Raw genomic sequence first — 18,344 nt, forward strand, 5'->3', positions numbered from 1 at the left:
TCGGATCGCTCACCCGTTCGGGTGTCAGGAGTCGCGTCACCCGAACGGCCCTACGATGATGGATGTGGCTCGGGGGTGACGCCACTCTGGAGGTAGGGACCCATGACCACCGCCAAAGACATGATGCATCCGGGGGCCCAGTGGATCCCCGCGCACGAGACCCTCGACCGCGCCGCTCAGCTCATGCGTGAGCTGGATGTGGGCGCGCTGCCGATAGCGGACGCGGACGAACGGCTGACCGGCATCCTCACGGACCGCGACATCGTCGTCGGCTGTGTGGCCAAGGGCCACGACCCGTCGAAGATCACCGCGGGCGAGATGGCGCAGGGCACCCCGCGCTGGATCGACTCGGACGCGGACGTGGACGAGGTCCTGATGGAGATGCAGAGCCATCAGATCCGCCGGCTGCCGGTGATCGAGGACAAGCGCCTCGTGGGGATCATCAGCGAGGCCGATCTCGCCCGCCATCTCACCGAGATCCAGATCGCCGGGTGGGCGGAACGGGTCTACTCGAACGAGGACTGACCCGCGCGTCCGCGCCGCTGTCCTCGCCGGGGACGGCCCGGGGACCGTGCCCGGCCCCCCGGCCGTTCCGTACGGCGGTGACGGCTCCTTGCCGCTCCCGCGGGCGCCGGGCAACGGCCCCTGTGGTGTACGGCGCGAGTGGGGCGGACCACATCGCGGGACCGGAAGATCGCGTCAGAGAGACGATTACACTGGGGCGCGTGCCTCAACTACGTCTCGCTCTGAATCAGATCGACTCGACCGTCGGCGATCTCGCCGCGAACGCCGAGGCGATCGTGCACTGGACCCGGCACGCCGCCGAGCAGGGGGCGCATGTCATCGCGTTCCCCGAGATGGTGCTGACCGGCTACCCCGTCGAGGACCTGGCCCTGCGGTCGTCCTTCGTCGAGGCGTCCCGGGCCGCCGTGAGCGCGCTCGCGGCGCGGCTGGACGAGGAGGGCTACGGCGAGATCCCCGTGGTCGTCGGCTACCTCGACCGCTCCGAGACGGCCCAGCCCCGGTACGGCCAGCCGGCCGGTGCCCCGCGCAACGCCGCGGCCGTGCTGCACCGCGGCGCCGTCGTGCTGAACTTCGCCAAGCACCATCTGCCCAACTACGGCGTCTTCGACGAGTTCCGGTACTTCGTGCCGGGCGACACCATGCCGGTGATCCGGGTCCATGGGGTCGACATCGCGCTCGCGATCTGTGAGGACCTGTGGCAGGACGGCGGCCGGGTGCCGGCCGCCCGCTCCGCCGGGGCCGGGCTGCTGATCTCCATCAACGCCTCGCCGTACGAGAAGGAGAAGGACGACACCCGCCTTGAGCTGGTGCGCAAGCGCGCCCAAGAGGCCGGCTGCACCACCGCGTATCTCGCGATGATCGGCGGCCAGGACGAGCTGGTCTTCGACGGTGACTCGATCGTCGTCGACAAGGACGGCGAAGTCGTCGCCCGTGCGCCGCAGTTCGCCGAGGGCTGTGTCGTCCTGGATCTCGACCTGCCGGCGGCCTCCCCCGAGCCGCCGTCCGGCGTGGTGGACGACGGGCTCCGGATCGACCGGGTCGTCCTCTCCGAGGATCCCGTCCCGGCCTACGAGCCCGAGCTGACCGGTGGCTACGCGGACCGGCTCGACGACGACGAGGAGATCTACTCCGCGCTGGTCGTGGGCCTGCGCGCGTACGCCGCGAAGAACGGCTTCCGGTCCGTCCTGATCGGGCTGTCCGGCGGTATCGACTCGGCGCTCGTCGCCGCGATCGCCTGTGACGCGCTCGGTGCGCAGAACGTGTACGGCGTGTCCATGCCGTCCAAGTACTCCTCGGACCATTCCCGGGGCGACGCCGCCGAGCTGGCCCGCCGTACCGGGCTCAACTTCCGTACGGTGCCGATCGAGCCGATGTTCGACGCGTACATGGAGTCGCTGGGGCTCACCGGGCTCGCGGAGGAGAACCTCCAGTCACGGCTGCGCGGCACGACGCTGATGGCGCTCTCCAACCAGGAGGGCCAGATCGTGCTCGCGCCGGGCAACAAGTCCGAGCTGGCGGTGGGGTATTCGACGCTGTACGGAGACTCCGTCGGCGCCTACGGCCCGATCAAGGACGTCTACAAGACGGCGGTCTTCCGGCTCGCCCGGTGGCGCAACCGCGCCGCCGAGGAGCGCGGCCAGACCCCGCCGATCCCGGAGAACTCCATCGCGAAGCCGCCGAGCGCCGAGCTGCGCCCCGGCCAGGTCGACACGGACTCGCTGCCGGACTACGACGTACTGGACCGGATCCTGGAGCTGTACGTCGACCGCGACCAGGGCAAGGACGCCATCGTCGAAGCGGGCTTCGACGACGAGTTGGTCACGAAGACACTGCGGATGGTGGACACGGCGGAGTACAAGCGGCGCCAGTACCCGCCGGGCACCAAGATCTCGGCGAAGGGCTTCGGCAAGGACCGGCGACTGCCGATCACGAACCACTGGCGGGAGTCGACAACGAGGTGAGCCCGCCGCTCTCCCGATCCGGCCGGGGGCCTTCCGCGACCACGCGGGAGGCCCCCGCCGTCGTCTCCCGCCCGTCCGCGCCGCCCCGGTCCAGCAGTCCGGCGGTCACCGCGATGGCCAGCCCGACGACCGCCAGCACCGCGCCGACCAGGGTCGGCGACATCCAGCCCCAGCCCGCCGCGATGGCCGCGCCGCCGAGCCAGGCGCCGCCCGCGTTGGCGAGGTTGAAGGCCGAGTGGTTGGAGGCGGAGGCGAGCGTCGGGGCGTCCTTGGCCTTCCGCATGACCAGCATCTGGAGCGGAGTGGTCGTCATGAAGCCGACCGCGCCGAGGACCACCACCGTCACCAGCGCCGCCCACTGGACCTGCGCGGTGAATCGGAAGGCGACCAGCACCACGGCGAGGGTGCCGAGCGAGCCGTACAGGGTGGGCCGCAACGCGCGGTCCGTGAGCGGTCCGGCCGCCAGCGCGCCCAGTGTCATACCGATGCCGAAGAGCGCGAGGACCAGCGTCACCGAGGACTCGCCGAAGCCCATGACCTCGGTGGTCATCGAGGCGAGATAGGAGTACACGGCGAAGACCCCGCCGAAGCCGAAGACCGCCGTCGCGAGGCCCAGCAGCACCTGCCGGTTGCCCAGGGCGCTCAGCTCGCGGCCCACGCTCTGGCGCGCGTCGAGGGGCATGTACGGGACGAGCCGGGCGAGCGCCAGCATCGAGACCAGACCGATGACCGTGACGACCAGGAAGGTGGCCCGCCAGCCGAGATGCTGGCCGAGCAGCGTGGCGGCCGGGACGCCGACGATGTTCGCGACGGTCAGCCCGAGGAACATGGTCGCGACGGCCCGTGCCTGCCGGCCCTCGCTCACCAGCCTGGCGGCGACGACCGCGCCCACGCCGAAGAACGCGCCGTGCGGCAGCCCGGCCAGCAGCCGGCCCGCGAGCAGCCAGCCGAAGCCGGGCGCGAGCGCGGAGGCCAGATTGCCGACGACGAAGAAACCCATCAGCAGCAGAAGCATGCGCCTGCGCGGGATGCGGGAGCCGACGGCGGTCAGCAGCGGGGCGCCGATGACGACGCCGATCGCGTAGGCCGAGACGAGATAGCCGGCCGTGGGGACGGATGTGCCCAGATCGTCGGCGACATTGGGCAGCAGGCCCATCATCACGAATTCGGTGGTCCCGATGCCAAAGGCACTCACAGCTAGGGCCAGCAGGGCCAGGGGCATGGGAACAGACCTCTCCGTAGTAAGTACACCCACGGAACAAAGTCTCTCAGGCCGTTTGTTCCGGCAGATGAACACCGGATTGCGGCGACCTTCCGGGACCCGGCGGACGCCCGGAAAACCCCGCCGCGGGACGGCCCGGCTCAGGACGGACTCAGCGCAGCTCGACCCGGGCCGCGAGCGGCAGATGGTCGCTGTGCGTCGCCGGAAGGCTCCACGAGGAGGTGGGCTCGACGCCCCGCACCATGATCTGGTCGATCCGGGCCAGCGGGAACGACGCGGGCCAGCTGAAGCCGTAGCCGTGTCCGGCCGCGCCCTGCGTCGAGCGCATCTGGGACGTGACGGCCTTGAGCGAGCGGTCGTTCATCGTGCCGTTGAGGTCACCGAGCAGGATCACCTCGTCGAGCGGTTCGTCGGCGATGGCCTCACCGAGCGCGTCCGCGCTGTCGTCACGCTGGTTGGCGGTGAATCCGGCGTGCAGTTTGACCCGTACGGACGGCAGATGCGCCACGTACACGGCGATCCGGCCGTGCGGCGTGCTCACCGTGGCGCGCATCGCGCGCACCCAGCCCAGCCGGATGTCGACGGACCGCGCGGCGGTCATCGGGTACTTGCTCCACAGGCCGACCGTGCCCTGGACGGAGTGGTACGGGTACTTCCCGGCCAGCGCCTTCTCGTACACCGGTACGGCGCTGGCCTTCAGCTCCTCCAGCGCCACGACATCCGCTCCCGAGTCCGCGATGGCGCTCGCGGTGCCCTCCGGGTCCGGGTTCTCGGCGTTGACATTGTGCGTGGCGACCATGAGATCGCCGCCGCCGCCCGACTTGTCGGTGAGCAGCCCGCCGAAGAGATTGACCCAGACCACGGCCGGCAGCAGCAGGGCGATCAGCGCGGTGGCGGAGCGCCGCACCAGCGCCAGGACCAGGAGCAGCGGGACGAACAGCCCGAGCCACGGCAGGAAGGTCTCGGTGAGGCTGCCCAGATTGCCGATCTTGTTGGGGATATGGGCGTGCAGGATCATCAGCAGCGCGACCAGCACCGCGAGGACCGCCAGGACGACACCGCGCCGCCAGATCCCCGGATCACGCCGCCAGCGGCCGAACAGGGCTCTGACGCGGGATCCGGAGCGGTTGACTTCTCCGCCGGCCGTCACCGACTGCGCCGTGTACTCCTGCGTCATCTGTTGCCCTCACTGCCTTGCCGTGCACGCCCGCCACCGACCCTAGGGGATATACGGGCGCTTCTCCGCCGTCGGGAGACGGCCGTACTGCCACAGACGAGAGCGACGGGGCCCCGGGTTCCGATCAAGGATGAACGACCGGCGGCTGTGACACAACGCGTACGCCCGTGGACGCGTCCGGTTCCGGCACGATCGGCCGCACCGGCCGGGCGTTTCGCCGCCCGCCCGGAGCCGGCTCCGGGCGTTTCGCGCCCGCGCGTGCGCCGGAGGGCCCCGGACGGCTCACTTCCGCGGTGTCAGACCCTGGAGCACCGCGTCGATGATGCGCCCGGCCAGATCGTCGTCCAGGGGCGCGTCCGGCCGGTGCAGGGTGCGGACGAGCATCGGACCGACGATCATGTCGCTCATCAGGTCCACGCCCAGGTCGTCACGGAGCTCGCCGGTCGCGATGCCCCGGCGGATGGCGGCCAGCGTGGCCACGCGCCGGGGCTCTATGACCATCCGGTGGTACTCGCCCCACAGCTTGGGCCGGCTCTTCATCTCCGCGAAGACGTTGTGCAGCAGGACGGACGAGCGCTGGGCGAGCCCGCGCCTGCGCAGGGATTCCAGGATGACGGTCAGATCGTCCAGGGCGGAGGTGCCGGGCAGCTCCGGCTCGGGCGGCTCGATCTCCCGCAGGACATCGACGAACAGCTCTTCCTTGTCCTGCCAGCGGCGGTAGATGGTGGCCTTGCCGACGCCCGCGGTGCGGGCGATGCGCTCTATGGACAGGGCGCCCAGCGGCACACCGTCCTCCAGCAGGGTCACGACGGCGGCCAGGATCGCCCGCTCGGCCGCCTCACTGCGTGGCCTGCCGCGCCGGTGCTCCTTTTCGTGATCATGCTCCCGCACGTGTGTCACGCCTCACCCCTCGCTGCCGTCCGCTGCCGTGCGCCGCCGTCCGCCGCGCCCGTTCGGCCGCACCCGTTCGCCGCGCTACTCGCTGCGACGATTCTCGTACACAGCGGCGGCACCCCGTCCCGCCGCCCGTCCGGCCCTGCCACGGGACGAGCGGCGGGGATACGGCCGCACCGGGGAACGGGGCTCAGTGGCTCGCGGCCTCCGCCGGCGCCGGCGCCTCGTCGGCCCCGGCCGGCTGCTCCGCCCGCGGCCGTCCCGGCAGGAACACCGCGACCACCGCGGCACCGATCAGCGCGACGGCCGCCGAGCCGAGCGCGGTGACATGCATGGCGTCGAGGAACGCGTCGTACGCCGAGCCGATCAGCGGCTTGCCCGCCGGGCCGAGCCTGGCCGCGACGCCGAGGGTCGCCTCGATCGACTCGCCCGCCGCGTCACGCGCGGCTGCCGGGACGGCCCCGAGGTGTCCCTCGATCTCTCCCCGGTAGGTCGCGGACAGCACAGAACCGAGGACCGCGACCCCCAGCGCCCCGCCGACCTGGCGGAAGGTGTTGTTGATCGCCGAGCCGGAACCGGCCTTCTCGCGGGGCAGGGCCTGCATCACGGCGACGGTCACCGGCGGCATGATGTGGGCCATTCCGGTGCCCTGGACGAAGAAGACCAGGCACAGGACCCAGACCGGTGTGCCGGTGTCGAAGAGCGCGAACGCCGCGAGCCCGGCCGCGACCAGCAGCATGCCGACGGTGCAGACCGCGCGGGCGCCGAACCGGTCCACCACCAGCCGGGCGCGCGGGGCGAAGATCATCTGGGCCGCCGCCAGCGGCAGGATCAGCAGGCCGGACTGGAGCGCGCTGTAACCGCGCACGCTCTGCAGATAGAAGGCCGAGAAGAAGGTCACCCCCATCAGCGCGAAGAAGACCAGGGCGATGGCGGCGACCGCGGCGGCGAAGGCCGGCTTCCTGAAGTAGCTGATGTCGATGGCCGGATGGCTGCTGCGCTTCTCGTGCCAGACGAAGCCGGCCAGCACCGCCACCCCGCCGAGCAGCGGGAGCAGCACCGTCGGCTCGGTGAAGTCGGCCAGCTCGCCGCCCCGGATGATGCCGTACACCAGCAGGACGAGTCCGACGATGGAGAGCGCGACACCCAGCGGGTCGAGCCGGCCCGGCCTGGGGTCCCTGGAGTCCGGGACGAGCAGCACCATCGCGATCAGCGCGACGACCACCACGGGGACGTTGACCAGGAAGATCGAGCCCCACCAGAAGTGCTCCAGCAGGAGTCCGCCGGTGATCGGGCCGATGGCGATGCCGAGGCCCACGCTGCCCGCCCAGATGCCGATGGCCTTGGGCTGCTCCTCGCGTTCGAAGACGTTCATCAGGACGGCGAGGGTGGCGGGCATCACAAAGGCGGCGCCGAAGCCCATCAGGGCCCGGTAGCCGATGAGTTCGGCGGGCGATCCGGACATCGCGGCGAGCGCCGAGCCCAGGCCGAAGACGAGTATGCCGAAGAGCAGCACCTTCTTGCGGCCCACCCGGTCACCGAGGAGGCCCGAGGTGAAGAGCAGTCCGGCGAAGACGAGCGTGTAGGAGTTGATCGCCCACTCCAGCTCGCTCTGCGTGGCGCCGATGCCGGCCGGCGCGGGGGCGGCGATCGTCTTGACCGCCACATTCAGTATCGAGTTGTCCAGCACGACGATGAGCAGGCTGAACATGAGGACGCCCAGGATGGCCCAGCGGCGGCGGTGAACGGCTTCGGGTATTCGAGGTGCGGCGGCAGGGGCGCCGGACGGTGTGGACATGGCGTACAGACTAGGCGTATTTCGATACGAGACCGTCTCGTATTGGAAAGTCTTTACCGTGCGGCGGACCGGGCTCCGGGTCCGGTGCCGGGCCCACTTCCCGTGGACGGCCTCGGGATGCCACCATGGTTGTGGTCCGGGGACACCGTCAGGGTGCCTCGAGATGACGAAAGGGCCATCGGCCATGACTCTTCAGGCTGAGCAGACGCCGGCCGCGGGCGGTTCCGCCGGCAGCGCCAAGGCGCTCTACGGCGGCAAGAGCTCCCGTCGCATCACCGTCCACGACATCGCCGCCGCCAAGGAGCGCGGCGAGAAGTGGCCCATGCTCACCGCCTATGACGCGATGACGGCCTCCGTCTTCGACGAGGCGGGCATCCCGGTCATGCTCGTCGGCGACTCCATGGGCAACTGCCATCTCGGCTACGAGACCACCGTCCCCGTGACGCTGGACGAGATGACGATGCTCTCCGCCGCGGTCGTCAGGGGCACACGGCGCGCGCTGATCGTCGGCGACCTGCCGTTCGGCTCGTACCAGGAAGGCCCGGTGCAGGCCCTGCGCAGCGCCACGCGCCTGGTGAAGGAGGCCGGGGTCGGCGCGGTCAAGCTGGAGGGCGGCGAGCGCTCGCACACCCAGATCGAGCTGCTGGTGCAGGCCGGTATCCCGGTGATGGCGCACATAGGGCTCACTCCGCAGTCCGTCAACGCCATGGGATACCGGGTGCAGGGCCGCGGCGAGGAGGCCGCCCAGCAGCTTCTCCGCGACGCCAAGGCGGTGCAGGACGCGGGCGCCTTCGCGGTGGTGCTCGAACTGGTACCGGCCGAGCTGGCCGCCGAGGTCACCCGGGTCCTCCAGATCCCGACCGTCGGTATCGGCGCCGGCCCCGAGACGGACGCCCAGGTGCTCGTCTACACCGACATGGTGGGCCTGACGGGCGGCAAGGTGCCGCGCTTCACCAAGCAGTACGCGAACCTCCGGCAGACGCTCGGAGACGCGGCGAAGGCGTTCGCCGACGAGGTGGTCGGCGGAACGTTCCCGCAGGAGGAGCACACCTTCCACTAGGGCAGCGACGGCGCCCAGGTCCCCGGAGGCCGCCGCGCCGCGGCCTCTCCCGGAGCCACTGCCCGCATGAAGCGACAGCCCGCCGATCTTCCCCCGTCGGCGGGCTGTCGCGCGTCACGGGGCCGCCGGCCGGTGCCGGTGCGGTGCCCGTGACGGCCTGTCGGCGGAGTGTCGGGAGTCGTTGGGCCCTGTCGGCGGATTGTCGGCGGATTGTCGGTGGCGGCATGTCCAATGGTGGCATGACGCGAATCGACAAGAACCCCAACGGCGGCCGCTCGGGCAACGCCGTCGAGGTGCGGGGGCTGGTCAAGCAGTACGGCGGACCCCAGGGCACCCGGGCCCTCGACGGAATCGACCTCGATGTGCGCGAAGGCACCGTCCTCGGTGTGCTCGGACCCAATGGCGCCGGCAAGACCACGCTCGTACGCATTCTGTCCACGCTCGTCCAGCCCGACGCCGGCACCGCGATGGTCGCCGGATACGACGTGCTGCGCCAGCCCCGGCAGTTGCGCCGCACCATCGGCCTCACCGGCCAGTACGCCTCGGTCGACGAGAAGCTCTCCGGCTGGGAGAACCTCTACATGATCGGGCGGCTCCTCGACCTGTCCCGCAAGGACGCCCGCCGCCGCTCCGACGAGCTGCTGGAACGTTTCTCGCTCACCGAGGCGGCGAAGAAGCCGGCGATGCAGTACTCCGGCGGTATGCGGCGCCGCCTCGACCTGGCCGCCTCGATGATCGGCCGCCCGTCCGTGCTGTATCTGGACGAGCCGACGACGGGCCTCGACCCCCGTACCCGCAACGAGGTCTGGGACGAGGTGCAGCGGATGGTCGCCGAGGGCGCCACCGTCCTGCTCACCACCCAGTACATGGAAGAGGCCGAGCAACTGGCGAGCGAGCTGACGGTCATCGACCGCGGCAAGGTCATCGCCAGCGGCGGGGTGGACGAGCTGAAGGCGAAGGTCGGCGGCCGCACGCTCCAGATCCGGCCGGCCGATCCGGCGCAACTGCCCGCGATGGCACGGGCGATCACCGAGACCGGCCTCGACGGACTGTCCGGCACCCAGGCCGTCCCCGACGAGGGCCTGCTCTACGTACCGATCCTCAGTGACGAGCAACTCACCGCCGTCATCGGCCTGCTCGGCGAACGCGGCTTCGGCATCGCCCACATCGGCACCCATCTGCCCAGCCTGGACGAGGTGTTCCTGGCCGTCACCGGCCAGAAGACGAGCCACGCGTCCGACACCACCCCCGAGGAGATCGCGGCATGAGCACGACCACACTGCCCACCTCCGCTCCGACGCGGACACCCGGGCCCGCCGCGGCGGCCGACGACGACGCCCGGATCGGAGTGCGCGCCAATCTGCGCCACATCGGCGCGCTGGCGCGCCGCAACGTCCTCCAGATCAAGCAGGACCCGGAGTCGATGTTCGACGTCCTGCTGATGCCGATCGTCTTCACGCTGCTGTTCGTGTACGTCTTCGGCGGTTCCGTCGGCGCGAGCCTCGGCGGCAGCCGGGACGCCTATGTGAACTACGTGGTCCCCGGTCTGATGGCGATGATGGGCATGAACATCGCCATGGCGGTCGGCACCGGGGTGAACGACGACTTCCGCAAGGGCGTCATGGACCGGTTCCGTACGATGCCGATCGCCCGGTCCTCCGTGCTGATCGCCAAGATCGTGGTCGAGATCGGCCGGATGCTGGTCGCCACGGCGATCCTGCTCGGCATGGGCTTTCTGCTCGGCATGGAGATCAGGACATCGGTGTTCGAGCTGTTGGGCGCCGTCGGTCTCTCGCTGGTGTTCGGCGCCTCACTGATGTGGATCTTCATCCTGCTGGGTCTCACCATGAAGACGGCGCAGGCCGTCCAGGGCGTGGCCATGCTGGTGCTGATGCCCCTGCAGTTCGGTTCGTCGATCTTCGCCCCGCCGGCCACCATGCCGGGCTGGCTCCAGACCTTCACGGACTACAACCCGCTGTCCAACCTCGCCGACGCGGCGCGGAATCTGATCAACGGCGGTCCGGTCGCGCACTCGGTATGGGTGACGCTGGCGTGGGCCGCGGCGATCACGGTGGTGACGGCGCCGCTGGCGGTCGCCAGGTTCCGCAAGAAGTCCTGAGCGCGGACACGGCTCCTCAGACGAGTGCGGCGGCCTCCTCCATCGTGAGGCCGCCGCCCTCGGCGTGTCCCGCCTCGTACCCGGCCTCGCCGAGCACGGCGGTCACGCTCTCCCGCGCCTTCGCCAGCAACTCCCGCTCCATGGAGGCCCGGAAGTGTCCCTCGGGCAGGAGCACCTCATAGGCACCGAGCAGCCGCGCCGCGTCCCACGCCCGGTCCGGCGGGCCGGTCCCGGCCGCGCGCTCCCGGTCCGCGCCGGCCAGGCCGCTCAGCGCCCAGGCGGCCGTGACCAGATGGAGCGCGGCCATCTCGGGCGCCATCAGCCGCGACAGCGGCGACAGCGAGGTCTCCAGGGCGGCGCGCGCTCCCTCCAGCCCCTCCGCGTACCGGCCGTCCGCGCAGTCCAGCCAGGCCAGGATGCCCCGCACGAAGCCGCCGAAGATGGCGAGGGTCTCGGAGCTGAACACCTCCATCAGCGCGCCCAGTTGCTCCCGGGCCTCGTCCCGGCGCCCGGTACGGCCCAGCCGCAGCGCGAGAAAGAGCCGGGCGGCGGCCAGCGCCTCATGGGCCCCGTCCCGGCCCTCGGCCAGCACCTCACGGAGGATCCGCTCGCCCTCCTCACCCCGGCCCGTCTCGAACAGCGACGCCGCCAGCCGGGACCGCAGCACCGCGACCTGGGTCTGCGCGCCGAGCCCCTCGGCATGGCCGATGGCGGCCGTGTAGTCCTCGGCGGCGAGGGCGAAATCCCCCCGCTTCTCACGTGCCTCGCCCCGGGCGGAGAGCGCCTCCGCGATGCCCCAGGCGTCGCCGAGCCGGTCGAAGATGGCCAGGCTCCGGTCGGCGTCCCGGCTCGCGTCGCCCGCCGAAGCGCCGCGGTTGGCCAGGACATTGGCCCGCATGTGGAGCACCATGGCGAGCTCCCAGTCGTAGCCGAACTCCTCACAGGCGCGCACGGTCTCGTCCAGGACGCCTCTGAGCTGCTCCGCCTCTCCGGTGAACATGAGCACGAAGAACCACAGCGTGCCGGGGAAGCGGCAGGTCTGCGGCAGACCCGGCCGGTAGACCGTGGCCACCGCGCCCAGCCAGGCGCGCCGCTCCGGCGAGGTCCAATCGCCCGCCTCACGTTCCAGGGAGACCATCTCGATCAGCCGCACCTGCCGCCGGGCCTCATCGAGTACCTCCGGGGCCAGCGGCGGCGGCGCGTCCGTGCACCGCTCGGGCAGCGGCGGCGCGGGCCGCGCGGGCGGTGCGAACGGGTCGGGGCCGAGGGCCGCGGCGGCCTTCGACCACTGCCGCGCGTCGGCGAGCAGATCGATCATCTGCCAGAACCACGCCAGGGAGAGCACGAGGACGAGCGCCTCGTGTTCGTCGCGGGCGGCGACGGCGCGGCGCAGCGCGGTGCGCAGATTCTCCTGCTCCAGCCGGAGCCGGGCCATCCCGGCGCGCTGGCCGGCGCCGCGCAGTACCGGATCGGTGGTGCGGGCCAGTTCCCGGTAGTGGACGAGGTGCCGGCGTTCGGCCGCGGCGCGGTCGCCGGCCTGGTCGAGCCGCTCCGCGGTGTACTCCGCGACGGTTTCGAGCAGCCGGTAGCGCATGTCGCCGTCCGGCGACGGCGCCGCGACGACCAGGGACTTGTCGATGAGGGCGCCGAGGAGCCCGGAGACCTCGCGAGGACCGACGGCGGCGTCCGCCGTGCCGTCCGCGCACACGGACTCGGCGGCCGTCAGATCACAGCCGCCGGCGAAGACGGACAGCCTGCGCAGCACGGAGCGTTCCGGCGCGTCGAGCAGGTCCCAGGACCAGTCGACCACGGCGCGCAGGGTCTGCTGGCGTGGCAGTACGGTCCTGCTGCCGCTGGTCAGCAGGCGGAAGCGGTCGTCCAGACGGTCGGCGATCTGCCGGGGGGTGAGCATGCGCAGCCGGGCCGCGGCCAGTTCGATGGCGAGGGGCAGCCCGTCGAGCCGGCGGCAGATCTCGGCGACGGCGCCGGGGTCCTCGGCCGGGTCGAAGCCGGGCTGGACGGCGCGGGCCCGCTCCGCGAACAGCCGGTGCGCCGGGTCCGGCGGCAGTGGCTCGACGGGGCGTATCACTTCGCCCGGGACCCCGAGCGGCTCCCGGCTGGTCGCCAGGACGGTCAGCTCGGGGCAGCGCGCGAGCAGTTCCTCCGCGAGGGTCGCGGCGGCCTCGACGACATGCTCGCAGTTGTCCAGAAGGAGCAGCATGCGGCGGCGCGCGCAGTGCTCGACCAGCCGTACGAGGGGCTCGCTGCCGTGCCGGTCGGCGGCCCTCAGCTCCTCGGCCCCGGCCCCGCGCAGCACGGTCTCGCGCGCCCCGAGCGCGGTCAGCACGGCCTCGGCCACGGTCTCCGGGTCGTCCACGGGCGCGAGTTCGGCCAGCCACACTCCGTCCGGCCAGCCCTCGGCGACCCGCTCCGCGGCCTCCTGCGACAGCCGCGTCTTCCCGGCGCCGCCGGGGCCGAGCAGGGTCACCAGCCGGGCCCGGCCGAGATCATCGCGAATGGCCCCGATGTCCGACTCGCGCCCCACGAAACTGGTCAGCCGCGCGCGGAGGTTGCCGTTCGGCGGGCTCCCCCGGTCCGCCGGTACGCCGCCCGGACCGGGCCGCCGGGCCGCGCCGCCCGGCCCGTTCTCCGGGCCGGGCCTCTCCCCCCGGGCCGGGCCGTGACCGCTCGTCCGCTCGTCGGTCCTCTCGCCCGCGTGGAGCAACTCCTCGTGCAGGGCGCGCAGTCCGGGGCCGGGATCCGTACCGAGCCGGTCCGCCAGGGCGCGCCGGACCGTGTCGTACGCCACCAGGGCCTCGGCCGGACGGGACGCGTCGCGCAGGGCCCGGACACGCAGCGCGTGCAGGGGCTCGTCCAGCGGGAACTCGTCGCAGAGCGCGGCCAGTTCGGGCAGCGTCTCGTCGGCGCGGCCCAGGTCGAGCGCGGCCGTCAGCCGGGCCCGGCGGGCCTCGAGACGGCGGGTCTCCCAGCGGGCGGCCTCCGGCGCCCGGTCGGGCAGATCGGCCAGGGCCGGGCCCTGCCAGAGCGCGAGCGCGTCGTCGAGGAGGGCCACCGCCTTGACCGCGTCCCCCTCCTCCAGGGCCCTGGCGCCCTCGGCCGCGAGCCGTCCGAACCGGTGGAGATCGACGTCCTCCTCGTCGGCGCACAGCCGGTACCCGCCGTCGGACGAGGACACGGCCTCGTGCCCGAGCGCCCGCCGCAGCCGTCCGACCAGCGCCTGAAGGGCGCCCACCGCGTCCACCGGCGGATCGCCGGCCCACACCTCGGCGACCAGCGCGCCGACGGGCACCGTGCGCCCCGTCCGCAGGGCGAGGACCGTCAGCAGCGCACGCAGGCGTGCTCCGCCGAGGGCGACGGGCGTGCCGTCGTCGTGCAGTGCTCGTGTGGTGCCGAGGACGCGATAGCGCATCCGCCCATTGTCCCCGGCACGGCCCCGGCGTCCACGCGCCCCTCCCGGCGGCCGGGACCTTCCCGCCCGCGGGTCCGCGCGGGCTGGAACCCCGGACCCCTCGCGGGACGTTCTTCCGGCGTCGCGAGGGCCCTGTCCGGCACCTGGCGCCGTCCGCCCGCGGGCCCGCCGGGATGTGCCGGAGGGGGCCGAGTACGGTCGATCCGCACAGCCACCGACCCCGGGGAGCCCCGCCCATGACCACCGCCACCGTCCGCAGCAGCGATCGGCGGATCTCTCCCGTCTTTCTCGGCATCGTCGCCGTCATGGCCGTCTCCGGCTGGGCCGTGTGGACGGACTTCTCCGCCAACGCCGGAGTGGCCGTCTTCCTGTTCGTCACGGCCGCCTGGATCGTCTCGCTCTGTCTGCACGAGTACGCGCACGCCAGGACCGCGCTGCACGGCGGGGACATCTCCATCGGCGCGAAGGGCTATCTGACGCTCAACCCGCTCAAGTACACCCACGCTCTGCTGAGCATCGTGCTGCCCGTGGTCTTTGTGATCATGGGCGGGATCGGGCTGCCCGGCGGAGCGGTCTTCATCGAGCGGAACCGCATCCGGGGCCGCTGGAAGCACAGTCTGATCTCGGCGGCCGGGCCGCTGACGAACGTGCTGTTCGCGATCGTGTGCACGGCGCCGTTCTGGCTGGGCGCGCTCGACGGCGTGCCGCTCGGTTTCCAGTACGCGCTCGGTTTCCTCGCGCTGCTCCAGGTCACGGCGGCGATCCTGAACTTCCTGCCGGTGCCGGGTCTGGACGGCTACGGGGTGATCGAGCCGTGGCTGTCGTACAAGGTCCGCCGGCAGGTCGAGCCGTACGCGCAGTTCGGGCTGCTCGGCGTCTTCGTCATCATCCTGATCCCCGGCGTGAACGAGGTCTTCTTCGACGCGATTCACGCGATCCTCGGCGGGCTCGGTGTCTCGGATCTGGACGCCTACTGCGGACGCAACCTCTTCAGTTGGTGGACCGCCAGGAACGAATTCGCCTGCGGCCCTGTCAGCTCGTAGCCGCGGTCGTACGGGCCGCCCGCTCGGCCCTCGCCCGGCGCACGTAGTACCAGGCCATGTTGGACGACAGCGCGGCGAGCAGCACCCAGACGAGGCCGAGCCAGTTCCCGGCGACGAAGGAGACCACGGCCGCGACGACGGCGAGGACGCAGACGGCTGTGGCGTAGAGAGCGAGGCGGGGCATGGGGGTCGGCTCCTGTCGGGGGCGGCTGACCGGGCCGCGTCCACGCGGCCGGCGCCGTCCAGTGTCCCCCATGCCCGCCGGTGCCGGTCGCCCGGCCGCCGGTCACACGTCGGTGACCCGCAGCCCGGCGTGCGCCTTGTAGCGGCGGTTGACCGAGATCAGATTGGCGACCAGCGACTCCACCTGGTGGGCGTTGCGCAGCCGGCCCGCGAAGACCCCGCGCATCCCCGGGATACGGCCGGCCAGCGCCTGCACGACATCGGTGTCCGCGCGGTCCTCGCCCAGCACCATCACGTCCGTGTCGATCCGCTCGACCGACGGGTCCTGGAGGAGCACCGCGGACAGGTGGTGGAAGGCGGCGGTGACCCGCGAGCCGGGCAGCAGGGCGGCCGCCTGCTCGGCGGCGCTGCCCTCCTCCGGGGTGAGCGCGTAGGCGCCCTTCTTGTCGAAGCCGAGCGGATTGACGCAGTCCACGACGAGCTTGCCCGCGAGGTCGTCCCTGAGGGCCTCCAGGATCTCGGCGTGGCCCTCCCAGGGCACGGCGACGACGATCACATCGCTGCGCCGCGCGCACTCGGCGTTGCCGGCGCCCTCGACGCCGTTGCCGAGTTCGGCGGCGGCCGACTCGGCCCGCTCGGCGGCCCGGGAGCCGATGATCACTTTCTGCCCGGCCCTGGCCAGCCGGTAGGCGAGGCCGCGGCCCTGGTCGCCGGTGCCGCCGAGCACGCCGACGACCAGACCGGAGACGTCCGGGAGGTCCCAGGGGTCCTTGGCCGGGGGCTTGGGCGCGCTGCCGCTGTCGTGTGAAGTCATGCCCCGACCCTACTTCCCGCGCTACTCGCAGGTAGCGGCCCCCGTTCGGGTGAGCCCGGGGGTGACCGGCCCATACGGGCGGCCCCGCTGCGGCAGGATGCGGGCGCATGGATGCCGTACGCGTCGCACTGCTGCGTGAAGTCCTCGCCGGGACGCAATGGCCGTCCGCGGCCCGCCGGTTCGCCGGGGTCCTGCGGTCCTCCGTCGTCCCGCAGGGCGGCGGGCTGCTGCTGGTCGGGACCGAGGAGTACGAGCCGTGGCATCTCGCCGCGCATCTGGTGGACGAGGCCGCGTGGTCCGGCCAGCCGGAGCTGAATCCCACGCTGGTGCGCCACCGGGTGCGGCCGGAGGATCCGGCGCATCTGGCCGTCGGGCTGGGCCGGCTCAGGGCGGTGGGCCGGGGAGAGACCCTGCTGGTCGTCGCGCCGGAGCAGCCGGACAGCGGGCTGCTGGAGCGGGTGCACGACGCGCGGCGGGCCGGGGCGACGGTGCTGTCGCTCGACGGCGGGGACCCGGAGGTGCACGGGCTGGCGCACGAGGCGCTGACGGTGGCCGCGGCGGACATGGAGCACGGGGTGGACCTCGACACCGTGCAGCATCTGGTGAGCGCCGCCGCCGGAGAGAACAGCGTGCCGGGGCCCCGGGGACGGCGGCGCTTCCGGGACCGGCTGTCGCGGCTGGCGGAGCAGCTCACGGCGCCCCCGCCGGCCCGCTGGTAGCGGAGCGGCCGGCATCACCAGGATTTCGCTTGCATGTTCCACCTATCAGCACGGAACATGGCCCCTCGTGACCAGAAAGCTCCAGTCGATCCTGCCGGATCTCACCCCGCTCCGTACCCTGCGCGAATTCCGGCTGCTCTGGATCCAGGGCCTGGTGACCTCCTTCGGCAGCTCCATGGCCATGATCGCGCTGCCGCTCCAGATCAAGGACCTCACCAACTCCCCCTTCGCGGTCGGGGCGATGGGTGCCGTCGAGATGGTGCCGCTGATCGTCTTCGGGCTGTACGGCGGCGCGCTGGCCGACGCGGTCGACCGCCGCAGGGTCATCCTGCTCTCCGAGGCGGGGCTGGGGCTGCTCGCCACCGTCCTGCTGGTGAACGGGCTGCTGCCGAGTCCGGCGCTCTGGCCGCTGTACGTGGTCGCCGCCGGTGTCTCCGCGCTCTCCGGCCTCCAGCAGCCGGCGCTGGGCTCGCTGATCGCCCGGATCGTCCCGCACGACCAGCTCACCGCGTCGGCCGCGCTGAACTTCATGCGCGGGCAGATCGCGGCCGTGGTGGGCCCCGCGTTCGCCGGTGTCGTCGTCGCCTTCGCGGGCGCGCCCACGGCGTACGCGGTGACCGTCACCGGTTTCACGGTCTCCGTCCTGATGTGTCTGCGGCTGTCGCCGGCGCCGCCCTCGCACACGGCCGGCAAGCCATCGCTGCGCAGTGTGGTGGAGGGCGCGCGCTACGCCTGGAGCAAGCCCGTCCTGCTGGGCACGTACGCGATCGACATGGCCGCGATGTTCTTCGCCTATCCGATCGCGGTGTTCCCGTTCCTCGCCCAGGACCTGCACGCCGAGTGGGCGCTCGGGCTGATGTACGGGGCGATCCCGCTCGGCGCCGTCCTGGTGAGCCTGACCAGCGGCTGGGCCTCCCGGGTGCGCCGCCACGGCCGGATGGTCACACTGGGCGCGGCGGGCTGGGGTCTCGCGATGACCGCCGCCGGGTGGATGTCGAACATCTGGCTGGTCCTGGCCTGTCTGGTGATCGCGGGCGGCGGGGACATGGTCAGCGGTCTGGCCCGCCACACGATCTGGGACCAGACCGTCCCGGAGGAGCTGCGCGGCAGGCTCGCCGGGATAGAGGTGCTGTCGTACAGCACCGGGCCCCAGCTCGGCCAGCTACGGGCCGGCACGGTGGCCGGCTGGACCGGCGCCCGTCCGGCGATCTGGAGCGGCGGCCTGGCCTGTGTGGCGGCGGTGGGGCTGCTGGCGGCCGTACTGCCGAAGCTGATGACGTACAACGCCGACACGGACGAGGACGCGCTGCGCCGCCGGGCCCAGCGGGAGGCGACGGCCGGGGAGGCGGCGGCCGGGCCCGGCGCGGCCCCCGCGGGCGCGGAGGCCGCGGCCTGAGTG

Annotated in this window: 15 protein-coding genes; 8 read left to right on the forward strand and 7 right to left on the reverse strand. The window is 72.3% G+C overall.

The features are described 5' to 3' along the window. The first annotated feature begins 102 nt into the window (after nt 1-102). Nucleotides 103-525, forward strand: a complete 423-nt coding sequence (locus tag ABZ707_RS02045) for a CBS domain-containing protein (protein WP_360166176.1) — start codon at nt 103-105, stop codon at nt 523-525. Nucleotides 526-725: 200 nt separating this feature from the next. Next, nucleotides 726-2,486: an NAD+ synthase gene (locus ABZ707_RS02050; RefSeq protein ID WP_360166179.1), complete on the forward strand. Its 1,761-nt coding sequence runs from the start codon at nt 726-728 to the stop codon at nt 2,484-2,486. Here the strand turns inward: ABZ707_RS02050 and ABZ707_RS02055 are convergent. The 4 genes from ABZ707_RS02055 to ABZ707_RS02070 form a co-directional block, all read right to left on the reverse strand. Then, nucleotides 2,452-3,708: an MFS transporter gene (locus ABZ707_RS02055; RefSeq protein ID WP_360166182.1), complete on the reverse strand. Its 1,257-nt coding sequence runs from the start codon at nt 3,706-3,708 to the stop codon at nt 2,452-2,454. The two genes, ABZ707_RS02050 and ABZ707_RS02055, sit on opposite strands and share 35 nt — an antisense overlap. 151 nt (nt 3,709-3,859) lie before the next feature. Next, on the reverse strand, nt 3,860-4,885 hold the full coding sequence (locus ABZ707_RS02060) for an endonuclease/exonuclease/phosphatase family protein (protein WP_360166185.1): 1,026 nt from the start codon (nt 4,883-4,885) through the stop codon (nt 3,860-3,862). Between the two features lie 282 nt (nt 4,886-5,167). Next, the gene (locus ABZ707_RS02065) at nt 5,168-5,785 is read right to left on the reverse strand and encodes a TetR/AcrR family transcriptional regulator (protein WP_360166188.1); all 618 of its coding nucleotides are present in this window, start codon (nt 5,783-5,785) and stop codon (nt 5,168-5,170) included. Between the two features lie 184 nt (nt 5,786-5,969). After that, nucleotides 5,970-7,577, reverse strand: coding sequence for an MFS transporter (locus ABZ707_RS02070; protein ID WP_360166191.1), 1,608 nt, complete (start codon nt 7,575-7,577; stop codon nt 5,970-5,972). A gap of 184 nt (nt 7,578-7,761) precedes the next feature. Between ABZ707_RS02070 and panB the strand changes: the two genes are divergently transcribed. From panB to ABZ707_RS02085, 3 genes are all read left to right on the forward strand, one after another. After that, nucleotides 7,762-8,637, forward strand: coding sequence for a 3-methyl-2-oxobutanoate hydroxymethyltransferase (gene panB, locus ABZ707_RS02075; protein ID WP_360166194.1), 876 nt, complete (start codon nt 7,762-7,764; stop codon nt 8,635-8,637). 239 nt (nt 8,638-8,876) lie between these two features. Next, nucleotides 8,877-9,905, forward strand: a complete 1,029-nt coding sequence (locus ABZ707_RS02080; protein ID WP_360166197.1) for an ATP-binding cassette domain-containing protein — start codon at nt 8,877-8,879, stop codon at nt 9,903-9,905. After that, nucleotides 9,902-10,756 (forward strand): ABC transporter permease, encoded by an 855-nt coding sequence (locus tag ABZ707_RS02085; RefSeq protein ID WP_360166200.1) that lies wholly within the window; start codon nt 9,902-9,904, stop codon nt 10,754-10,756. Before ABZ707_RS02080 ends, ABZ707_RS02085 begins: the two co-directional genes overlap by 4 nt. 16 nt (nt 10,757-10,772) lie before the next feature. On the opposite strand, the gene ABZ707_RS02090 is transcribed toward ABZ707_RS02085, so the two are convergent. Further along, nucleotides 10,773-14,186, reverse strand: coding sequence for a BTAD domain-containing putative transcriptional regulator (locus ABZ707_RS02090; protein WP_360166203.1), 3,414 nt, complete (start codon nt 14,184-14,186; stop codon nt 10,773-10,775). Nucleotides 14,187-14,422: 236 nt separating this feature from the next. On the opposite strand from ABZ707_RS02090, the gene ABZ707_RS02095 reads away from it, so the two are divergent. Next, a complete protein-coding gene (locus ABZ707_RS02095) occupies nt 14,423-15,229 on the forward strand; it encodes a site-2 protease family protein (RefSeq protein WP_360166206.1) in 807 nt (268 codons plus the stop codon). Here ABZ707_RS02095 and ABZ707_RS02100 read toward each other — a convergent pair. Beyond that, nucleotides 15,219-15,485, reverse strand: coding sequence for a hypothetical protein (locus ABZ707_RS02100; RefSeq protein WP_360166209.1), 267 nt, complete (start codon nt 15,483-15,485; stop codon nt 15,219-15,221). The genes ABZ707_RS02095 and ABZ707_RS02100 overlap by 11 nt on opposite strands. 30 nt (nt 15,486-15,515) lie before the next feature. Continuing rightward, nucleotides 15,516-16,226, reverse strand: coding sequence for an NADPH-dependent F420 reductase (npdG, locus tag ABZ707_RS02105; RefSeq protein WP_360166211.1), 711 nt, complete (start codon nt 16,224-16,226; stop codon nt 15,516-15,518). Between the two features lie 107 nt (nt 16,227-16,333). Here npdG and ABZ707_RS02110 point away from each other — a divergent pair, with 107 nt between their 5' ends. Both ABZ707_RS02110 and ABZ707_RS02115 read left to right on the forward strand, forming a co-directional pair. Continuing rightward, nucleotides 16,334-16,945, forward strand: a complete 612-nt coding sequence (locus ABZ707_RS02110; protein WP_360166214.1) for a hypothetical protein — start codon at nt 16,334-16,336, stop codon at nt 16,943-16,945. Between the two features lie 67 nt (nt 16,946-17,012). Beyond that, entirely contained in the window at nt 17,013-18,341 is a 1,329-nt protein-coding gene (locus ABZ707_RS02115; protein WP_360166217.1) for an MFS transporter, read from the forward strand. The last annotated feature ends 3 nt before the right edge of the window (nt 18,342-18,344 follow it).

It is taken from the genome of Streptomyces sp. NPDC006923, from assembly GCF_040635655.1.
Classification (GTDB): Bacteria; Actinomycetota; Actinomycetes; order Streptomycetales; family Streptomycetaceae; genus Streptomyces.